Here is a 17145-nt window from a genome sequence, read left to right on the forward strand (position 1 = left end):
TAATATACATATCTACACCCTCACTTTACCCCTCCTCTATTTATTCATCACAGATTCATAACTCATCTTACTTAGGTGGCAATATATGCGTAGCCTAAGCATCTTACATATCTCCTTTACCGCAAAGGCTATACTCAAAAAACCTATTTATTTTATTATAGATTCAATCATCAACTTACTTTATCCCACAAAAAAAGCACGACAAAACAAATCCTTAGTGATACTGCGAAACGATGCTATTGGCGATTATTTGTTATTCAGAGATTTTTTGCGCGTGATAAGAAAAGAATATAGCAACTACCACGTTACCTTAATTGGAAACATTGTGTTTCAAGATATTGCACTTTGTCTTGATAAAACCTACATCGATAAATTCATTTGGATTGACAACAAAAAATTTAGAAAAAACATTGTGTATAGCATTCTTTTTTTAGCAAAAATACAAAAAAATAAATTTGATATATTTATTAACCCCATACATTCAAGAGATATAAACAATATCATCATATCAAACAAAATCAATGCCATTTATAAATTTGCTCCAAGCGGTGATAATATAAATATAGACCCAAATATTAAAGCACAAAATGACAGAATCTACACACAACTCTTTAAAAGTAGTGAAAAGATTATGTTCGAGTTTTATAGGAACAATGAATTCATTAATCATCTTTTTCAAAAACAAATCCATATTGAGCCTTACATCAATGGCACGTTATTTACAAAATTTGAAGCAATATCAAATTATAGCGTGCTTTTTATTGGAGCGAGTGCTGAATACAGAAAATGGAGTATTGAAAATTTTGCAATAATTGGTCAGTATCTCATAGAAAACTATCACCAAAATATCGTTATTTGTGGCGGTAAAGAAGATATGGAAAAAGCAGAAATTTTAGAATCTAAAATCAATGCAAAACATAAGGTTTTTAATATGGTAGGCAAAACAAGCCTAAATGCACTAGGTGGAATCGTGTATAATGGCAACCTACTTGTTTCGAATGAAACAAGTGCCGCACATTTGGCAACCATATTAGACACGACGATAGTTATCGTCGTGTCTAATGGCAACCACCTAGGTAGGTTTATCCCTTATCCAAAAAGGCTAAGGGATAAATACTACCCGGTGTTTCACCCTTTTATCGAAGAAAACTTCGATAAATATGAAGAGCTAAGTAATACTTATGCTTACCAAAGCACACTCGATATTAATGAAATAACAGCCAAACAAGTTATCGGTGTTATTGATAAAATTATGACAAAAGGAGCCGCAAATGAATGATTATTTTCAAGCTAGAGGTGTTAATCCTCAAATGTATAAAAATACTAAACTTCCTGCATATTTTAAGGAAGTTATAGAATCTCTGCCTTCTCAAAGTAAAGTTCTAGATTTTGGCTGCGGATTTGGACAAAATCTCCTTGCTCTAAAAGAAAAAAATTTTGATTTTAGCGGGGGGGGGGGTGATAAGAACTTTCATCTCTTTGGTATTGATATTAATAAAAATGCTGTTGCGTATGTGCAGAGTTTAGGAATAGAAGCAATGGTATGTGAAAATATTTTTGATTTTATTCCTAGCCAAAAATTTGATTTGATTATTACAACACACACACTGGAGCATTTGCCAAAGGATAAAATTATCCCCTTACTTTCTCATTTTAAAGATTATTTTTTAAATGAAAGTGGCAAAATCTTTATCGCCGTGCCAAATGCTCAAAGTCATACAGGCTGTTATTGGGCTTATGAAGATTTTACTCATAATACCCTTTTCACTGCTGGAAGCTTGATATATGTTTTACAAATGGCTGGCTTTAACGATATAAAAATAATCGATAAAGATGCAATAACTGGAACAAAAGGCATTAAAAAACTGATTCGTAAATTTTTCCTTAAACTTTATAGGTATAATATCGCTTTTTGGAATCGTATTACAGGAAGTGCATTTCACGCACCAAGCCCACAAATTTTTAGTTACGAAATAAAAATTCTTGCCACAAAGGAATCTTAGATGAAAAAATACATTCGCTCATTACTTCACCGCGTAAAAAGACACTTCACCTACACATTAGATTCTAAAATAGACAAACTCACTATGCTCAATGCTGACTTACTTTCGCAGCAACATTTGCAAGCTTATAAGCAAGAATTAATGGGGGGGGGGGTGAGTATAGAATCTATGGAGTTCAGTGCGTATTCCCAAAATGGAGAAGATGGAATCTTAGATTTTCTCATTGAAATATTAGAGCTTGATTGCGAACATAGCCCCTACCCTAAAGCCTTTGTAGAATTTGGTGTGCAAGATTATACAGAATCTAATACGCGCTATCTGCTCAAAAAACGTCATTGGCAGGGCTTAGTTATTGACGGTAGAGCAGACTATATCGATTTTATCAAAAATGATGAAATCTATTGGCGATATGATTTAGAAGCAACTTGCGCCTTTATCACAAAAGATAATATTAATACTCTTATACATAACTACCTCATTTCACGTAATCTCACAAACATTGCCCTATTAAGTATTGATATTGATGGTGTAGATTATTATGTATGGGAGGCTATTGAATGTGTTGCTCCTGCTATTGTAGTGATAGAATATAATGCAATTTTTGGTGAACAAATCGTAAGTGTTCCATATAGAGAAGATTTTAACCGCTTTAGCGCACATTATAGTGGTTTATATTTTGGTGCAAGTCTGGGTGCGCTTATAAAGCTTGGCACAGCAAAGGATTATATTTTTATAGGCTGCGATAAGAGTCAGACAAACGCATTTTTCGTGCATAATACACTCTCTTACAAGATTTCCACCCTCAAGGTGCAACATCTTTCATATTATTGCCATTCTCATTATGCAAGGCAGAGTCGTGATGAGAATGGCACACTCAATTATCTCTATGGAGACAAACGGCTTGAAAACATTGCTCATTTGCCTTTATCTATGATATAATAACTCTGCTTATAAGATACACAAGGAGATGAAAATGGCACTCTTAGCTCAAATAATTTATCAAAGCTACCTCAATTCTCAATCCAAACTTTTAGCTTATCTCCTACTCAAAGCAAGGAACTTGCTCCTTAAAGTGTGTAATCCTACAATTAAATGCCATTTTAGAGGTTTCACATTCTATATGCCACTTTCTCATACAATATTTATTGTTCAAAAACGTTACCCCTCCTATGATATGCAGCTTCGCAATATAGCACAATACATTTATAACAAAAAAAGTGCATTTTCTATGGTAGATGTAGGAAGCAACATCGGTGATACTTGTTGTTTTGTGGGATTAAATGATGCGTCATATCTTCTATGTGAAGGTGAAAAAAGCTATGCCAATCTTATTGCAAAAAATATAGAATTAAATTTTGGCAAAAAAGTAATGGGGGGGGGGTATAATGAAAATACAAAACCACAATTTCTCCTCTATGAATGTTTTTTAGGTGATAAAATGGGGCATTATACAATCTCTCTACGAGATGGAAGTGGCACCCTCCAGTCTATTGAAGACAAAGGAAATACTTTACAAGATTTTGAATCTGTTAAGATTCGCACACTTGATAGTGTTATTGCTGAAACACATTTTGCACCGCATTTTATTAAAATTGATACTGATGGCTTTGATTTCAAAGTGCTAAGAGGCGCAAAACAAACACTCACAGAAAATCAAAGTGTCTTATTTTTTGAATGGGACAAAAATCACCTTGTAGCGCAAGATGAAAACCCTCTCTCTATTTTCTCTTTACTCAATGAGCTAGGTTATAAAGAATTATTAATTTTTGATAATTTTGGCACTTTGCTTTGCAAAATAGCAAGTGATGATAGTACTAACCTTGCCTTGCTCATAGACTACACCCTAAAATCAAGGCAAAATATCTATTATTATGATGTGCTTACCTTTCATAAAGACAGCCTATTTAATGCAAAAGATTATATTAATTTTACTACCAAAGGAAAATAAATGTTATGTAAGATATGTCATAATCCTGCCTTTCCAGCTTTTAATACACTTATACTTGACCGATTTGATGAAACATTGTATAAATGTCCTCATTGTGGATTTTTGAGTGTAGATAACGCTCATTGGCTCAATTTAGCCTATGAAAAGGCTATTAATGAAAGCGATACAGGCATAGTATCACGCAACCTTTACTTATACAAAATCGTTACTTGTATGGCTACCCTCATTTTTGGATTTGGCAAAAAGGCAATGGGGGGGGGGGTATAATGAAAATAATGAATATACACTTATTGACTTTGGTGGTGGCACAGGACTTTTAGTGCGCCTTCTGCGTGATGTAGGGATAGAATCTCTATGGAGTGATGAATATTGTGAAAATCTCTTTGCGCGTGGGTTTGAATATAATGAAAGAAAAAAATACAACCTCGCACTTGGCACATCTTTTGAAGTATTTGAACATCTCCCAAACCCAAAAGAAAGTATTGATGCTATGCTTAGAATCTGTCCAAATCTACTTTTTTCTACCAAACTCCTTCCCCTAGATATACCAATATTTTCTGGTAAAAATAAATGGTGGTATTATGGATTTGAACACGGACAACACATTAGCTTTTATACACAAAAATCCTTAGAAATTATTGCCAAATCTCACAATTTATATTTTGTATCTTATGGCAATATTCATTGTATGAGTGAGCAAAAAATAAATCCTTTTTTGTTTGCTTGGATTATAAGATTAAGTCATAAAGGCTTATTTTCTTTGGCAAAAAGAAAACTCAAAAGCAAAACTATAAATGATTCTCAAATCTTAAGTGGAGAAAGATTATAATCACTCTTTTTTAGCTTATTAAAAAAGGATTATTATGTCAAATAACACATTCAAAATGCTTAATTTTGCTTGCGGAAGTAGAATCCACCCTGATTGGGTAAATATTGACTTTAGCCCCATTGACAATCGTGTCAAAAAAGTCAATCTCCTCTCCACCCTACCATTCAAAAATGATAGCTTTGATGTGGCATATAGTAGCCATTTTTTAGAACATTTACACCCAAATAAAGCTGTGCAAATCCTCAAAGAAATAAAGCGGATTCTAAAGCCAAATGGGATTGTGCGTATTGTCGTGCCAGATTTACAAAATATGGTGCAAGTCTATTTAGATACACTCAAAAAGATTGAATCTTATATGCAAAATAATATGCTAGATTCTAGCAAAAAATCAATGGGGGGGGGGTATAATGAAGCTTATGCTACCCTCACTTCACAATATGATTGGCTTATGCTTGAAATATTCGACCAAATGGTTAGAATACAAAGTGGCGGCGATATGAAAATTTGTTTTGAATCTGTAATAGCTAATGATGACAAAATACTTGGGGCATTTATCAAAGAACGTGTAGGTGTTGATATTTTTACCAACAATACACAATATATCCCCCTTATCTCTAAAATCACCCTTGATAAAATAGCAAATAAATTTCTCAATATCTATTTAAAGATTCTCTATTTTCTCACACCTGCCTCTATCCGTAATGAAATTTTTATCCGCACAAGTATTGGAGAACGACACAAATGGGCATACGATAATTTTTCGCTTACGCGTCTCTTACAAGAAGCAGGTTTTAGAGAAATAGAGCAAATGAGATATAATACCTCTGCCATTGCTCACTTCAATGAATACTACCTTGATATAAATAGTGATGGCTCTCCATATAAAGGTGTCTCTAGCCTCTATATTGAAGCAATAAATAAAATTTAGATTTTAAAAATTAAAATCTATTTTCTCACATTGCCCTTAGTATTGCTTTAAGCTATTTATAAAATTTTGTGATAAAATAAAAAGGCACAAAAGCAAAGGAAGAAAATGAATATTAACTTAGAAAACAAAAATTTAGAGCCGAGTGAGAGGCAAGAGATTCTCACCTTGCTCCATATGCAAAATCCCAACATTAGCGATGATTTAGAGCAAATGTGGTATCTACTCAATCAAGTGTGGCATAATATGGGTTGTGATAACAAGCATTTAGATTGGGAAAAAATAGGCAAATTTTATGCACACCCTGTGTGGATTCTCAATGGGCTTTTTATAGAATCTCACGAGCTGTCTCTTCATATACGCAAGGCGATAGCGCAATATATCGCTTCACTCAATCCAAAGCGCGTATGTGATTATGGTGGTGGATTTGGTAGCCTAGCCAAAGAGATAGCAAAGCTTTGCCCACATACGCAAATTGATATTTATGAACCATTCCCTAGTTCTTATGGCAAAAAATGCGTTGAAGAATTTAGTAATGTTGCCTTTGTTTCTACGCTTAAAGAAAACTATTATGATTGTCTTGTATCCACTGATGTTTTAGAACACGTTGATGATGTGCTACACACTTTTGAATCTATGCTTGTGAGCCTTACAATCGGGGGAAAGGCACTCATTGGTAACTGCTTTTACCCTGTTATTGAATGCCATCTGCCTAAACATTTTCATTATCGCTATACTTTTAGATATATTGCTACAATGATGGGTGTTTCTTATAATGGCAGTGTAGAGGGCACGGAATATGTAGAAATCTACACAAAACACAAAAAGTCACGCGTCAATTTTACAACGAAATTAGCGGGGGGGGGGGAGCAAATGTTTATTTGCAATAATGCCTATTCTCAAACCCATACTCAAGCCACTTCTCAAAGTGCTTAAACATTTCGCATCTCACACAAAGGATTCAAAATGACAAACTGTATTCTCTGTCATAGTAACAACACTGAAATTACCCAAGAAGTAAAGCAAGATGATATAAATGCACTGTGTAGAAAAGTGTATGGTATGGATACAAGCTACCTTATTACGAATGATTTACTCTATCATCACTGCAAAAGCTGTGATTTGCGTTTTTTTACTACCAAAGATGGCACTATCCCCACAGGTGATAATAACTTCTACAACACACTTACCGAACTTGATTGGTATTATTTTAGTGAAAAACACGAATATAGCTTTGCCAAACAATTTATAAATAAAGATTCTAAAGTATTAGAAGTAGGTTGTGGCAAGGCTGCATTTGCACATTTCCTACCTCAAGAAGCAAAAGCACATTATGTTGGATTAGAATTTAACACACAAGCGAAAGAATTAGCAGCAAAAAATGGAATTTTAATTGAAAATATACCCATTGAAGAATATGCCAAAAGCCATGCACATAGCTTTGATATTGCTTGTAGCTTCCAAGTGTTAGAACACGTAAGTAATCCTCATGGCTTTATCTCTGCACAAATTCAATGCCTAAAAGATTCACAACTAAGTATGGGGGGGGGGGGCATAACTCATCTTTATTAATAATCGCTGTGCCAAGCGAAGATAGCTTCATTCAATATTGTGTCAATGGTATTCTCAATATGCCTCCTCATCACATCTCTCGCTTTAGTGATAACACCCTGCATAATATCGCTGATATTTTTAATCTCAAGCTCATTAACTTGCATCACGAGAATGTCCAAAACGAGCACATCGAGTTTTACAAAAGCACAATGTGGGCAAAACTTTTTCTCCCTACCCCACTTGTGGATAGAGGATTTTTTAGAAAAATAATCAATAGACTAGGAAGAATAGGCAAACACTGCATAAAAATCCCACCAAATGCTTACGGACACACAGCAGTAGCCATTTATAAGATAAAATAATATTTTACACCAGCATTGCCAAAAGCCCAAAGCGTCCTGTAATGCCATCTCTGCGATAGGAATAGAGATTGTCATTGCAGCAGCTACAATGAGGGCTTATCTCAATATGTTCTTGCTTGATACCTATATTCTCACATTGTGCGTGAATACAATGAATTAAATCAAGCTTATTGCCTTTCATTGCACTTGATTCAAAGCCTAGCCTCAAAAGCTCATCGCGCACTTCTTGCCCTACTTCATAACAACACGAGCGGATAGAAGCCCCAACATAAAGCAGACATTCTTCTGCCTTTGTGCCATAAAGAGTGGTCATTTTTGCAAAAGTTTGTGGCAAGATTCTATCAAATATACCTCTGCGCCCTGCATGTATTACCGCCATTGCGTGGTGCTTTGTATCATAGAGCAAAAGAGGATTGCAATCTGCCACCACCACGAGACAGATTCTATAAGGTAAGCGTGTAATAATTGCATCTGCTCTACCAACGCATACAGAATCTTGCTTATTTTTTAATTCTTTTGCCATTAGAGACTGCTCTAATAAAAAAGAAGATTCTAAAGTATTATCAAGCATAATACTACACGTGCTATGAAACTGCTCCATATAATAGATAGGTTTTCTGTGATTTTGCTTAATATGAAACTCATCATAAAATCGTGTTGCAACAATACGATAATTATATGTTAGATTCTGTAATGTATCGCCCACATAATGACCAAGATTTAGCTCATTAAATGCTCCTGTGCTTGCTCCATCAAAGCGATTGGTGAGGGCAAAACATATATTTTGTTTTTGAAAAAGCGAACTTTGCAAACTTGTATATAAAAACATTCTTTTCCTTTTTATACTCATATTTGATACAAACCAAATCATTTTCCAAGTAATAATAGTAACATTCTATTGAGTGTTTTCTTAAAAGATTCTCACTCGGTAACACAAATAAGGAGGGTTTCTTGAGACGAGGCATACAGAAAAAGTCGTCCTCTCTTATATCAAGTGCTTTTATTATACTTCTTGTTATTATAGGTATCCTTGCGTGCTATACTTTTTATCACGCTAAAGGAGTATCTTACTTTAGCAACGAGCCTGAAGCGTGTAATAACTGCCATATTATGAATGAGGTTTTTAACGACTATCTTAGTGCTCCACATTCCCAAAGAATTGCCGGACAACCAAGAGCTACCTGTAATGACTGCCACCTACCACACGGATTTGTCTCAAAATGGATTGCTAAAGCGCAAAGCGGTGTAGGACACGCTTATGCCTTTACATTCAAACTTGATTCATTGCCTACAAATCTTAGTGCAAATGAATCAAGCAAACAAATTGTGCAAGATAATTGTGTGCGTTGTCATATTGAATATGCCCAAAATGCGGTCAATCCTACGACCATACCCGGACATAACAATGCTCTAAGTTGTGTTTCGTGCCACGAGAGTGTAGGACACAAAAGAGGATTCTAATTCTAATATCCATGAAGGAGGAATAAATGCAAAAAAATAAAGGAATGTTGCCTATACTTATTATTATAGGCGTTATTGTGATTGTTGGACTTTTATGGCTCAATCAAGATATTTCATCAAAACAAGCAGGAAATACAGGAGTTGTGTCAAAACAGCTTGTAGAACTTACAGATAAAAATCCAACTTTTGATTTTTGGGGTAAAAACTTCCCTGAATATCTTGATATGTATCTCAAAGTAGAAACTGAGACACCAAAATATACAAACTTTGGTGGGAATCTTGCATATTCAAAACTTATCCGCTATCCACAACTTACTATATTGTGGGCTGGATATCCTTTTAGCCTTGATGCAAACGAAGAAAGAGGGCATTTTTGGATTCAAGTCGATCAAATGGAAACAGCACGAAATAATAAAGATTTTCTCAATGCACACGGCTTTGCTAAATTTGGCGGACAACCAGCAGCGTGTATGAATTGCCATAGTGGTTGGACTCCTTGGCTTATTAATAATGTAGCAAAAGGCGATTTCACCGCTTTTAACAGCACAAAGTATTGGACAATGATTAAAAATGTCCCTACACGTAATGGCATCAAAGAAGGATCTGAAGAGCACGGCGGACCTCACGGAGGAAAAAGAATGGGTGTAACTTGTGCAGATTGCCACAATCCTGATGATATGAGTCTAAGAGTGGTGCGTCCTGCGCTTATCAATGCACTTATTGATAGAGGTTACCAAAAAGACGCAGCACAAGGTATTAAAGCAGATAGAAAAGAAATGCGAACACTCGTATGCGCTCAATGCCACGTAGAATATTACTTTAAGCCAACAGGTGAAAAAGTCAAAGTTATGGGTGAAACTATTGCTAGCGATCCGAATCAAAAATGGTGGAATGGCACACAAAAAACGTATGATGAATTTGAGCATTGGAGAGATGGTAATAAGGCAACTGAGATTGAAGTCGATGGTATTAACCTTACATTCCCTTGGAGCGCGTGGAAAAAAGGTGAAAAATTTAGAATCGAGATGTTCGATGAACACTATGATGCAGTCCGTCCTATTTTCCCACAAGATTGGGCACATAAAGAAACTAAAGCACCTATGATTAAGATTCAACACCCTGAATATGAACTCTTTAGCGGAGGTGTCCATGCTGCAAATGATGTAAGCTGTGCCGATTGTCATATGCCTTATATTAAGGGTGCAGGTGGCAAGAAAATCACACAACACAATATCACTTCTCCACTCTTTGATGTGAATTCTGCGTGTAAAACTTGCCACACACAACCAGAGGATTATCTCAAAAATCAAATTGCGGATATTCAAAAATCAGTAGCATTTGATTTAAGAAGCGCAGAATATGCAACTGTAAGCCTTATCTTTGATATTAAAAAATTACGAGAAGAACTTGGTAAGCTTCCCGCATACCAAACTGAAGGCAAACCTGATGATACAAAAATCTCTAAAGCTCTTGCTGAGCCATTAGAACTTCATCGCCGCGGACAGATGAGAGGAGATTTTGTTGGAGCAGAAAACTCCACAGGATTCCATAATCCACGCGAAGCGAGCCGTATGCTTCTTCAGGCTGTTGAAATGGCAAGAATGGGACAAACAAAACTCGTTGAAATTGCAAGTGCAAATGGTATCAAAGGCTTTAAAACTTCTAATCTTGGATTTGATGAGATTCAGAAATTTAATCCTGGTGAAATTGTGTATAAAATTGACCTTAATGGACATACTGCAGGTGAACGCTACTATGAAGATCCTAGGGTAAATGGTGAAGCACCACAAGAACTCTTAGAGCTTGATAAAAATACTAAGCCCTATAACTTTGAAGCAATTGATAAAATCTCTGCAAGTGCTACAAGCACAAAATAATTTCTTAAAGCCCTCATACAGAGGGTTTTTTTTATTACTTCTTTTTAGATTCTAAATCCACTCCCAAAATCTATTTAAGCTTAAAGTTTTACTCTTAATACTTTTGGCTCTTTATAGTTTCTCATTACGATACTGTGCTATAATTTTTTTAATTAAACCTCAAAGGAATATGAATGAGTAAAAAGTTGATTGGCATTATTCTAGGTGCTGGTGCGATTATAGCAATAGGCTTAGGCATTTTTCTTTCTTTTAAAAGCAAAGAAATTAAATCGCATATGCAACAAACATTGAATGAAAAATTTGAAACCTTTGTCAAAGAAAGTGGATTTATTTCAGAATGGGAACCTTTTTCTTGTGGCGGACTTATAAGCATAAGGTGTTATAGTCCAAAAATTGTAATAGCAAGTGATGATGAAAGTGCTTTTGTTCTCAAAAATACAGGGTTTGATATTGATTCTATGGACAATACTTCGCTCCAGTTATCATTAAATATCAAGGAATTGCAATTTAAAGTCGAAAACCTTGATGAAACTGATACGAATACTATGGAAAGTCTTACTTTGCTTTCACATTTTATCCCCAATAAAATAAATTGTAATGTTTCGCTCAAACAAAACGAAAATAAACTCTTTGAAAATTTCCAATGTGCTTTCACAGCAAACAATGCAGATTACCAAATGCAAGGCAATGACGCATATCAGCACGAAAGTTTTACAACACAAAATATTGCACAAATTCTAGAAAGTTTCTATTTTGATTTTTTCTTGAGCGAAGATAATTTTACCAACCAATATAAATACGCACTTGAAAAAGTTTTATTTAAAGTCAAAGAAAATGGCTTTAGTAAAGATATGTATAAATTTTACGAATTACAAAGTAAAGCGCAAGGCACAACTGCAAATGAAGAAGGTTTCAGGCAATATGCTCAAAATACCAGCATATTAATGAAGATTGCTACAAGTTTTATACTAGGAAAAACCTATGATAATGAAATTATATCTCTTGGTGATGCCCTAGAATCTTTTATATTGGGCGATAGTAAAGAAATTGGATTCTCCTTTCAACGCAAACAAGGTAAAGAAGAGGAATTTGTTTTATTTGAAGAATTAGATTATTATTCTCCATATTTTAGAGATAATTTCACCTTTGAAATTATCTCACACTAGGCTTTAATTATGGATAATCAAGAGAACTATCAGCGCAATGAAAAAAAAGGTAAAAAAGGCTTAAGGCGTCTCTACAATGCATTTTTTTTTTCATTAGATGGCATTAAGGCTGCGTGGAAAGATGAAGAAGGTTTCAGGCAAGTGCTAAGCATAGGCATTGTCTTAAGCATTGTAGCATTTTTTATAGCACAAAATTGGGTAGAGCTTATATTGCTTATATTACCCTGTGTTCTTTCTGTGATTGTTGAGCTTATCAATTCCGCTATTGAAAATGCTATTGATTTTACAAGCCTTGATATTCACCCACTTGCTAAAAAAGCTAAAGATATGGGAAGCGCAATACAGCTCATTGCTTGTCTTTTTGTCGCTTTTGTATGGGGAAGTTATCTTTTAAATCGCTTTGTATTGTAAAAGATTCTAATATTTATGTAAGTTTCTTGCATAGCAAATAATCTCTGGGCGATATTCAAAGTGCATTGTATCATAATGCCACCACCGACCACCCCATACAAAACCCTCATCTTCAAAAGCACTGATTATCTCTGGAGGAATTTGATTTTCATATTGATATTCATTGCGCTCTTTTTTATCCCATAGCCAATACTTGGAAAATTGCGTATTGATATCAAGTGCAATACCAAAGCTATGAGGACTAAGGTTAGGAGAATCTGCGATATTACGCCAATAAAAAGCATCTTGGTCGCTCAAAAATTGATAATATGCTTGTGGAATATTCTCAAGTCTTTGTATTACACGTTCAAAAGCCTTATCTACACCATTTGCAGTCGTTACTACAATAAAACTTTTATCAAACCGCTGTTGAAACCAAGGTAATCTTACAAGATGGGCATTAACTTCCTCTTCTGAATGCCCATAAATTGCCCTATAAAATCCTAAATGCCGTATGCGTGAAGTATCCTCATTGCGATTAAGCACATAACCCTTGAATGGATAGGGATAAGTAAAGGCATCGTTCATATCGGGTTTTAAAAGCATTTCATCATAACTCTTTTCTAAACCATCGTCCCATACAAAACTGCTTCCATCATCAAGAACTACTTGATTATCAGCTATTTTCACTACTTGCGGATAATATCGTTTCACACATTCTTGTGCAAGTTCATCATCAACTTGTCCTGCAACTAAACATATACAGACTATATACAAACATATTGCTACTCTTATCATTTCTTTACCTGTTTAATAGCTTGAAATGATAAGATTATACTATTCTAAAATTTATCCTCCGCTTTAGGTTTATAGAATTTTTGCAACCAATCATCTATCGGTGCAATAAAACGATAAATAGCAGGAACAATCAAAAGACTTAAAAACATTGAAAAAAGCAATCCACCAATGATACAAATCCCCATAGGCGATTTCATACCAGCCCCAGAACCAGAAGAAATTGCGAGCGGTATCATACCAAAAACCATAGCAATTGTTGTCATAAGAATCGGACGCAAACGCGATTCTCCAGCTAAGATAAGAGCCTCATCAGTGCTATATCCTTCTTTGCGCTTTTCATTTGCTACATCAATAAGCAAGGTAGCATTCTTACCTACTAATCCCATTAGAATCATAAGTCCCATAAGCGAAAACATACTAAAAGGTTGTTGCACGACAAAAAGGGCAATAAATGCTCCAGAGAAACTAAATGGTAAAGTCATCATAATAACAACAGGTTGTAAGAAAGATTCATAAAGGGCTGCAAGAATAAGATAAATCAACACAATCGCTGTTAAAACTGCTACAAGAAAGGCTATCATCATTTCTTGTGCGTTTTCTGCCTCACCTTGAAGCCTAAAAGTGGCACCCGGTTCAAGCCACTCGCTTTGCTTTTGGGCTGTTACGCTCATCATATCACCCAAAGAAATACCAGACCCTTTAAGAGGATATGCATACACAGTTACGCTTCTTTGCCTATCAAAACGAGAAATAACTGAAGGGGCAGAGGTATGCTCTATTTCTACAAGCCCCTCTACAAACATCAATTCACCTTTAGAATTTCTCACTTGTAATTTTTTAATGTCATTGAGTGAGATTCTGTCATTATCAGGCACACGAATGGTAATATCATACTCCTTGCCTCTATCTTTAAAGTATCCAATAATTGCCTCACCAGAAAACGCTCCCCGCACTACATTCCCAATATCTTGAGCACTTACTCCATATCTATCAGCATTAGCACGAAGCACTTTGAGACGATATTCAGGCAAATCTTCTGAAGTGTTAAGATGAATATTAGTAACCTTACCTGCTAGTATTGGATCATTATTTAAAAGATTGATGAGATTATCCTTTGTTTTCTTCAGGGTTTGACCATCAGGTGCAAGAATTGCTACTTGATAAGGCGAATTATCCCCCCCACCAAAATCCGATACTTCAGATGTAGAAATTACAAATTCCTTCCCAACCACACTTGATTTTAGTTTTTCACCCACATCAGCCATAATTTTAAACTGCGATTCTTTATTTGCGCGCTCTTTTTTTGGCTTCAATTTCACATAAATCTGTGCTTTAAAGATTGTTTTTTGCGCGTCATACCCAATTTGCAAAGTCGTAAAATCAACATCTTGATGAGCCATTACGATATTTTGCAACTCATTTGTTTTTTCTTTCATTGCATTCATACTCGTGCCAGGTGCAGTCTCCATAAATACTTGAAACTCACTCTTATCATCGGGAATAATAAATTCCATACCAAGCTTAGCCAAAAGTGTAAGGGAGAGAAAAAACACACCTATAATGCCTATAATCACCTTGATTCTATTACGCAACACAAAGGCTAGAGTCTTTACATAATACGCATCAAGTGCCTTAAAAAAAGGTTCTGTGCGATAATAAAACCTTGAATGTTGGGGATTTACCACAATAGATGAAATCATTGGAATGATTGTAATCACAACAATATAAGAGATTCCAATAGCCGCAGCCACTGTTATACCAAAGCTTTGAAAGAATCTCCCCACGATTCCGCTCATACTTCCTACAGGAATAAACACAGATAAAAGCATAGCAGAAATTGCAATAAGTGCAAAACCTATCTCACGCACACCCTCATATGCTGCCTCACGCTTACGCATTCCGTGTTCAAGCTTTTTATGGATATTTTCAATAACAACAATCGCATCATCAATGATAATCCCAATAGCAAGTGCGACAGCAAGAAGTGTAAGCATATTTAATGAAAAACCAAAAAAGTTCATCAATGCAAAAGTCCCAAAAATAGAAATAGGAATACTAATAGCTGACACAAGAGTAATAGTCGCGCTTCGTAAGAAGATAAAGACCACAGATACTGCCAAGAATACACCAAGAAGCACATCAAATTCAACTGAAGAAATTGCTGAACGCACATTTTGTGTCGTATCTTTAAAGACTTTAATTTCATACTCTGGACTTATAGCTTCTATTTGTGGAAGCACTTTCATCACTGCATCAGCAATAGCAATATCATTTGCACCCGAGATTTTTTGCACTTCAAAAATCACTCCGGGTGTTTTATCAAATGATGCAAAAGTCTTATCTTCCTCGATACCATCTTCAATTGTAGCAATATCTGCTAACCTAATCCCCTCTGCAATACGAATATTTCCTATATCACTTATGTTTGAGCTTTGAGCATCTGTTGTTATAGCCCATTCTTGTAATGTTCCAATGAGTTTTCCACCATCAATTTCTAGATTCTCTAAACCTACTTTGCTAGAAATATCCGCATAGGTTATGCCATATTTATTTAATAATGATGGGCTAGCAAAGATTCTTATCTGTCGCTCTCTGTGTCCGCGTAACTCAACACCACCAACACCAGAAATTTTTTGTAGCAATGGCTTTACATTATCTTTAGCGTGTCTCATCATTTCAGATGAAGGCACTTTATCACTTGTGAGAAATAAAGATATGATAGGGGCAGAAGAGCTATCAAACTTATAAACTGCTGGGCTTTTCACTCCAGAATCAAGCTGCACTGTCCCCACTTTATCACGCACATCATTGACTGCATCACTTAAAGGCTTTTCAAGCTCAAATTGCACAACCACAACACTTGAATTGCGTGCTGAACTTGAGGTTACTTTTTTGAGTCCATCAATCCCCATAATAGCTTCTTCAATTTTATCTGTTACTTTTGTCTCTACAATCTCTGCACTTGCGCCCGGATAAGCCGTAATAACCACTGCCACAGGAAAATCAATATCAGGAAAAAGTGAAGTTGGCATTTTAAAAACACCTAAGAATCCAAAAAATAAGATTGCAAAGGCAAACATCAAAGTCGATATTGGACGAGTAATTGCAAACTTATACATTATTTTGTCCTTATATAACCATCACCAAATGTGCCCGGAATTATGCCTTGCACGAGTGCTTCAGCCTTTACTTTACGATTACTTGTGCTAGCGGTAGGATAGATTTTATTAATCGTTGTGGTAAAATTTTCTTTACGCCCATCAATGCGAAACTCAAAAGTATCGCCAACCTTTACTTTACTTATATACTTAAAGTCAAATTCTAAGACAAGCTTTACATCTTTGCTAATAATTCTAAAAAGCTTTGTGCTATGAGCACTAACCCCATCACCAAGCTCAATATCTTTAGAAGCTATTATGCCATCAAATGGTGCTCTTAATTGCGTTTTACTTAACATTGCCCTTTGGTAATTAAAATCTGCCTCAAGTTTTTTAAATTCTGAAAAATATCTATCAAGTGTATTTCTGTCTACCGCCCCAGCTGAACGTTTATAACGCTCATATTGTCTTTTAGCAAAAATATATTGCTGCTCTGTGGATTGCATTTGAGATTCTACATCTTGATTAAAAAGTGTGAGAAGTAAATCACCCTGCTTCACTTCTGAATCTACATCAACAAGAATACTTGATACAATCCCACTTGCAGCAAGATTCAAATTGGCATCTTTGACTGCTTCGGCATTAAAAATAGCATATACATCTTCTGCCCACATTGACGAAGCGAGAAAAATCCCCGCTACTATACCTAAAACCTTTTTCATTGCTCCTCCTTA

Annotated in this window: 18 protein-coding genes; 14 read left to right on the forward strand and 4 right to left on the reverse strand. The window is 35.4% G+C overall.

The window, feature by feature from the left end; translation table 11 throughout:
• Positions 1–85: 85 nt before the first annotated feature.
• From LS65_RS05765 to LS65_RS05815, 10 genes are all read left to right on the forward strand, one after another.
• Positions 86–1279: a glycosyltransferase family 9 protein gene (locus LS65_RS05765; RefSeq protein WP_052061097.1), complete on the forward strand. Its 1194-nt coding sequence runs from the start codon at positions 86–88 to the stop codon at positions 1277–1279.
• Positions 1272–2003 (forward strand): class I SAM-dependent methyltransferase, encoded by a 732-nt coding sequence (locus LS65_RS05770; RefSeq protein ID WP_138129789.1) that lies wholly within the window; start codon positions 1272–1274, stop codon positions 2001–2003. The genes LS65_RS05765 and LS65_RS05770 overlap by 8 nt, the downstream gene beginning before the upstream one ends.
• Entirely contained in the window at positions 2004–2942 is a 939-nt protein-coding gene (locus LS65_RS05775) for a hypothetical protein (RefSeq protein ID WP_236096655.1), read from the forward strand.
• Between the two features lie 34 nt (positions 2943–2976).
• A complete protein-coding gene (locus tag LS65_RS05780; RefSeq protein WP_236096656.1) occupies positions 2977–3951 on the forward strand; it encodes an FkbM family methyltransferase in 975 nt (324 codons plus the stop codon).
• On the forward strand, positions 3952–4218 hold the full coding sequence (locus tag LS65_RS05785) for a hypothetical protein (RefSeq protein ID WP_034360924.1): 267 nt from the start codon (positions 3952–3954) through the stop codon (positions 4216–4218).
• A complete protein-coding gene (locus LS65_RS05790; RefSeq protein ID WP_052061078.1) occupies positions 4187–4780 on the forward strand; it encodes a class I SAM-dependent methyltransferase in 594 nt (197 codons plus the stop codon). Before LS65_RS05785 ends, LS65_RS05790 begins: the two co-directional genes overlap by 32 nt.
• A 34-nt stretch (positions 4781–4814) precedes the next feature.
• Complete coding sequence (locus tag LS65_RS10165; RefSeq protein ID WP_236096657.1) at positions 4815–5708, forward strand: class I SAM-dependent methyltransferase; 894 nt, start codon at positions 4815–4817, stop codon at positions 5706–5708.
• A 105-nt stretch (positions 5709–5813) separates the two neighbouring features.
• Positions 5814–6641, forward strand: coding sequence for a class I SAM-dependent methyltransferase (locus LS65_RS05805; protein ID WP_236096658.1), 828 nt, complete (start codon positions 5814–5816; stop codon positions 6639–6641).
• Positions 6642–6671: 30 nt separating this feature from the next.
• Positions 6672–7277, forward strand: a complete 606-nt coding sequence (locus tag LS65_RS05810) for a class I SAM-dependent methyltransferase (protein ID WP_034360922.1) — start codon at positions 6672–6674, stop codon at positions 7275–7277.
• Positions 7220–7621: a hypothetical protein gene (locus LS65_RS05815; RefSeq protein ID WP_138129790.1), complete on the forward strand. Its 402-nt coding sequence runs from the start codon at positions 7220–7222 to the stop codon at positions 7619–7621. The genes LS65_RS05810 and LS65_RS05815 overlap by 58 nt, the downstream gene beginning before the upstream one ends.
• 4 nt (positions 7622–7625) lie before the next feature.
• Here the strand turns inward: LS65_RS05815 and LS65_RS05820 are convergent, their stop codons facing one another.
• Entirely contained in the window at positions 7626–8450 is an 825-nt protein-coding gene (locus LS65_RS05820; protein ID WP_034360918.1) for a purine nucleoside phosphorylase YfiH/LACC1 family protein, read from the reverse strand.
• A gap of 122 nt (positions 8451–8572) precedes the next feature.
• Between LS65_RS05820 and nrfH the strand changes: the two genes are divergently transcribed.
• The 4 genes from nrfH (at position 8573) to LS65_RS05840 (ending at position 12536) form a co-directional block, all read left to right on the forward strand.
• Positions 8573–9082, forward strand: coding sequence for a cytochrome c nitrite reductase small subunit (gene nrfH, locus LS65_RS05825; protein ID WP_034360916.1), 510 nt, complete (start codon positions 8573–8575; stop codon positions 9080–9082).
• A 26-nt stretch (positions 9083–9108) separates the two neighbouring features.
• Positions 9109–10959 (forward strand): ammonia-forming cytochrome c nitrite reductase subunit c552, encoded by a 1851-nt coding sequence (locus LS65_RS05830; protein ID WP_034360914.1) that lies wholly within the window; start codon positions 9109–9111, stop codon positions 10957–10959.
• A 173-nt stretch (positions 10960–11132) separates the two neighbouring features.
• Positions 11133–12125, forward strand: coding sequence for a hypothetical protein (locus LS65_RS05835; protein ID WP_034360912.1), 993 nt, complete (start codon positions 11133–11135; stop codon positions 12123–12125).
• Between the two features lie 9 nt (positions 12126–12134).
• A complete protein-coding gene (locus LS65_RS05840; protein WP_034360910.1) occupies positions 12135–12536 on the forward strand; it encodes a diacylglycerol kinase in 402 nt (133 codons plus the stop codon).
• 6 nt (positions 12537–12542) lie between these two features.
• On the opposite strand, the gene LS65_RS05845 is transcribed toward LS65_RS05840, so the two are convergent.
• From LS65_RS05845 to LS65_RS05855, 3 genes are read right to left on the reverse strand one after another with little or no spacing between them, the layout of a single operon-like run.
• The gene (locus tag LS65_RS05845; RefSeq protein WP_084707880.1) at positions 12543–13313 is read right to left on the reverse strand and encodes a M15 family metallopeptidase; all 771 of its coding nucleotides are present in this window, start codon (positions 13311–13313) and stop codon (positions 12543–12545) included.
• Positions 13314–13357: 44 nt separating this feature from the next.
• Positions 13358–16432 carry an efflux RND transporter permease subunit gene (locus LS65_RS05850; protein ID WP_034360908.1) on the reverse strand — a complete coding sequence of 1025 codons (3075 nt, stop codon included), beginning with the start codon at positions 16430–16432 and terminating at the stop codon, positions 13358–13360.
• The gene (locus LS65_RS05855) at positions 16432–17133 is read right to left on the reverse strand and encodes an efflux RND transporter periplasmic adaptor subunit (protein ID WP_034360906.1); all 702 of its coding nucleotides are present in this window, start codon (positions 17131–17133) and stop codon (positions 16432–16434) included. Before LS65_RS05855 ends, LS65_RS05850 begins: the two co-directional genes overlap by 1 nt.
• Positions 17134–17145 lie beyond the last annotated feature (12 nt).

The sequence above is a fragment of the Helicobacter japonicus genome (genome assembly GCF_000762845.2).
Lineage (GTDB): Bacteria > Campylobacterota > Campylobacteria > Campylobacterales > Helicobacteraceae > Helicobacter_C > Helicobacter_C japonicus.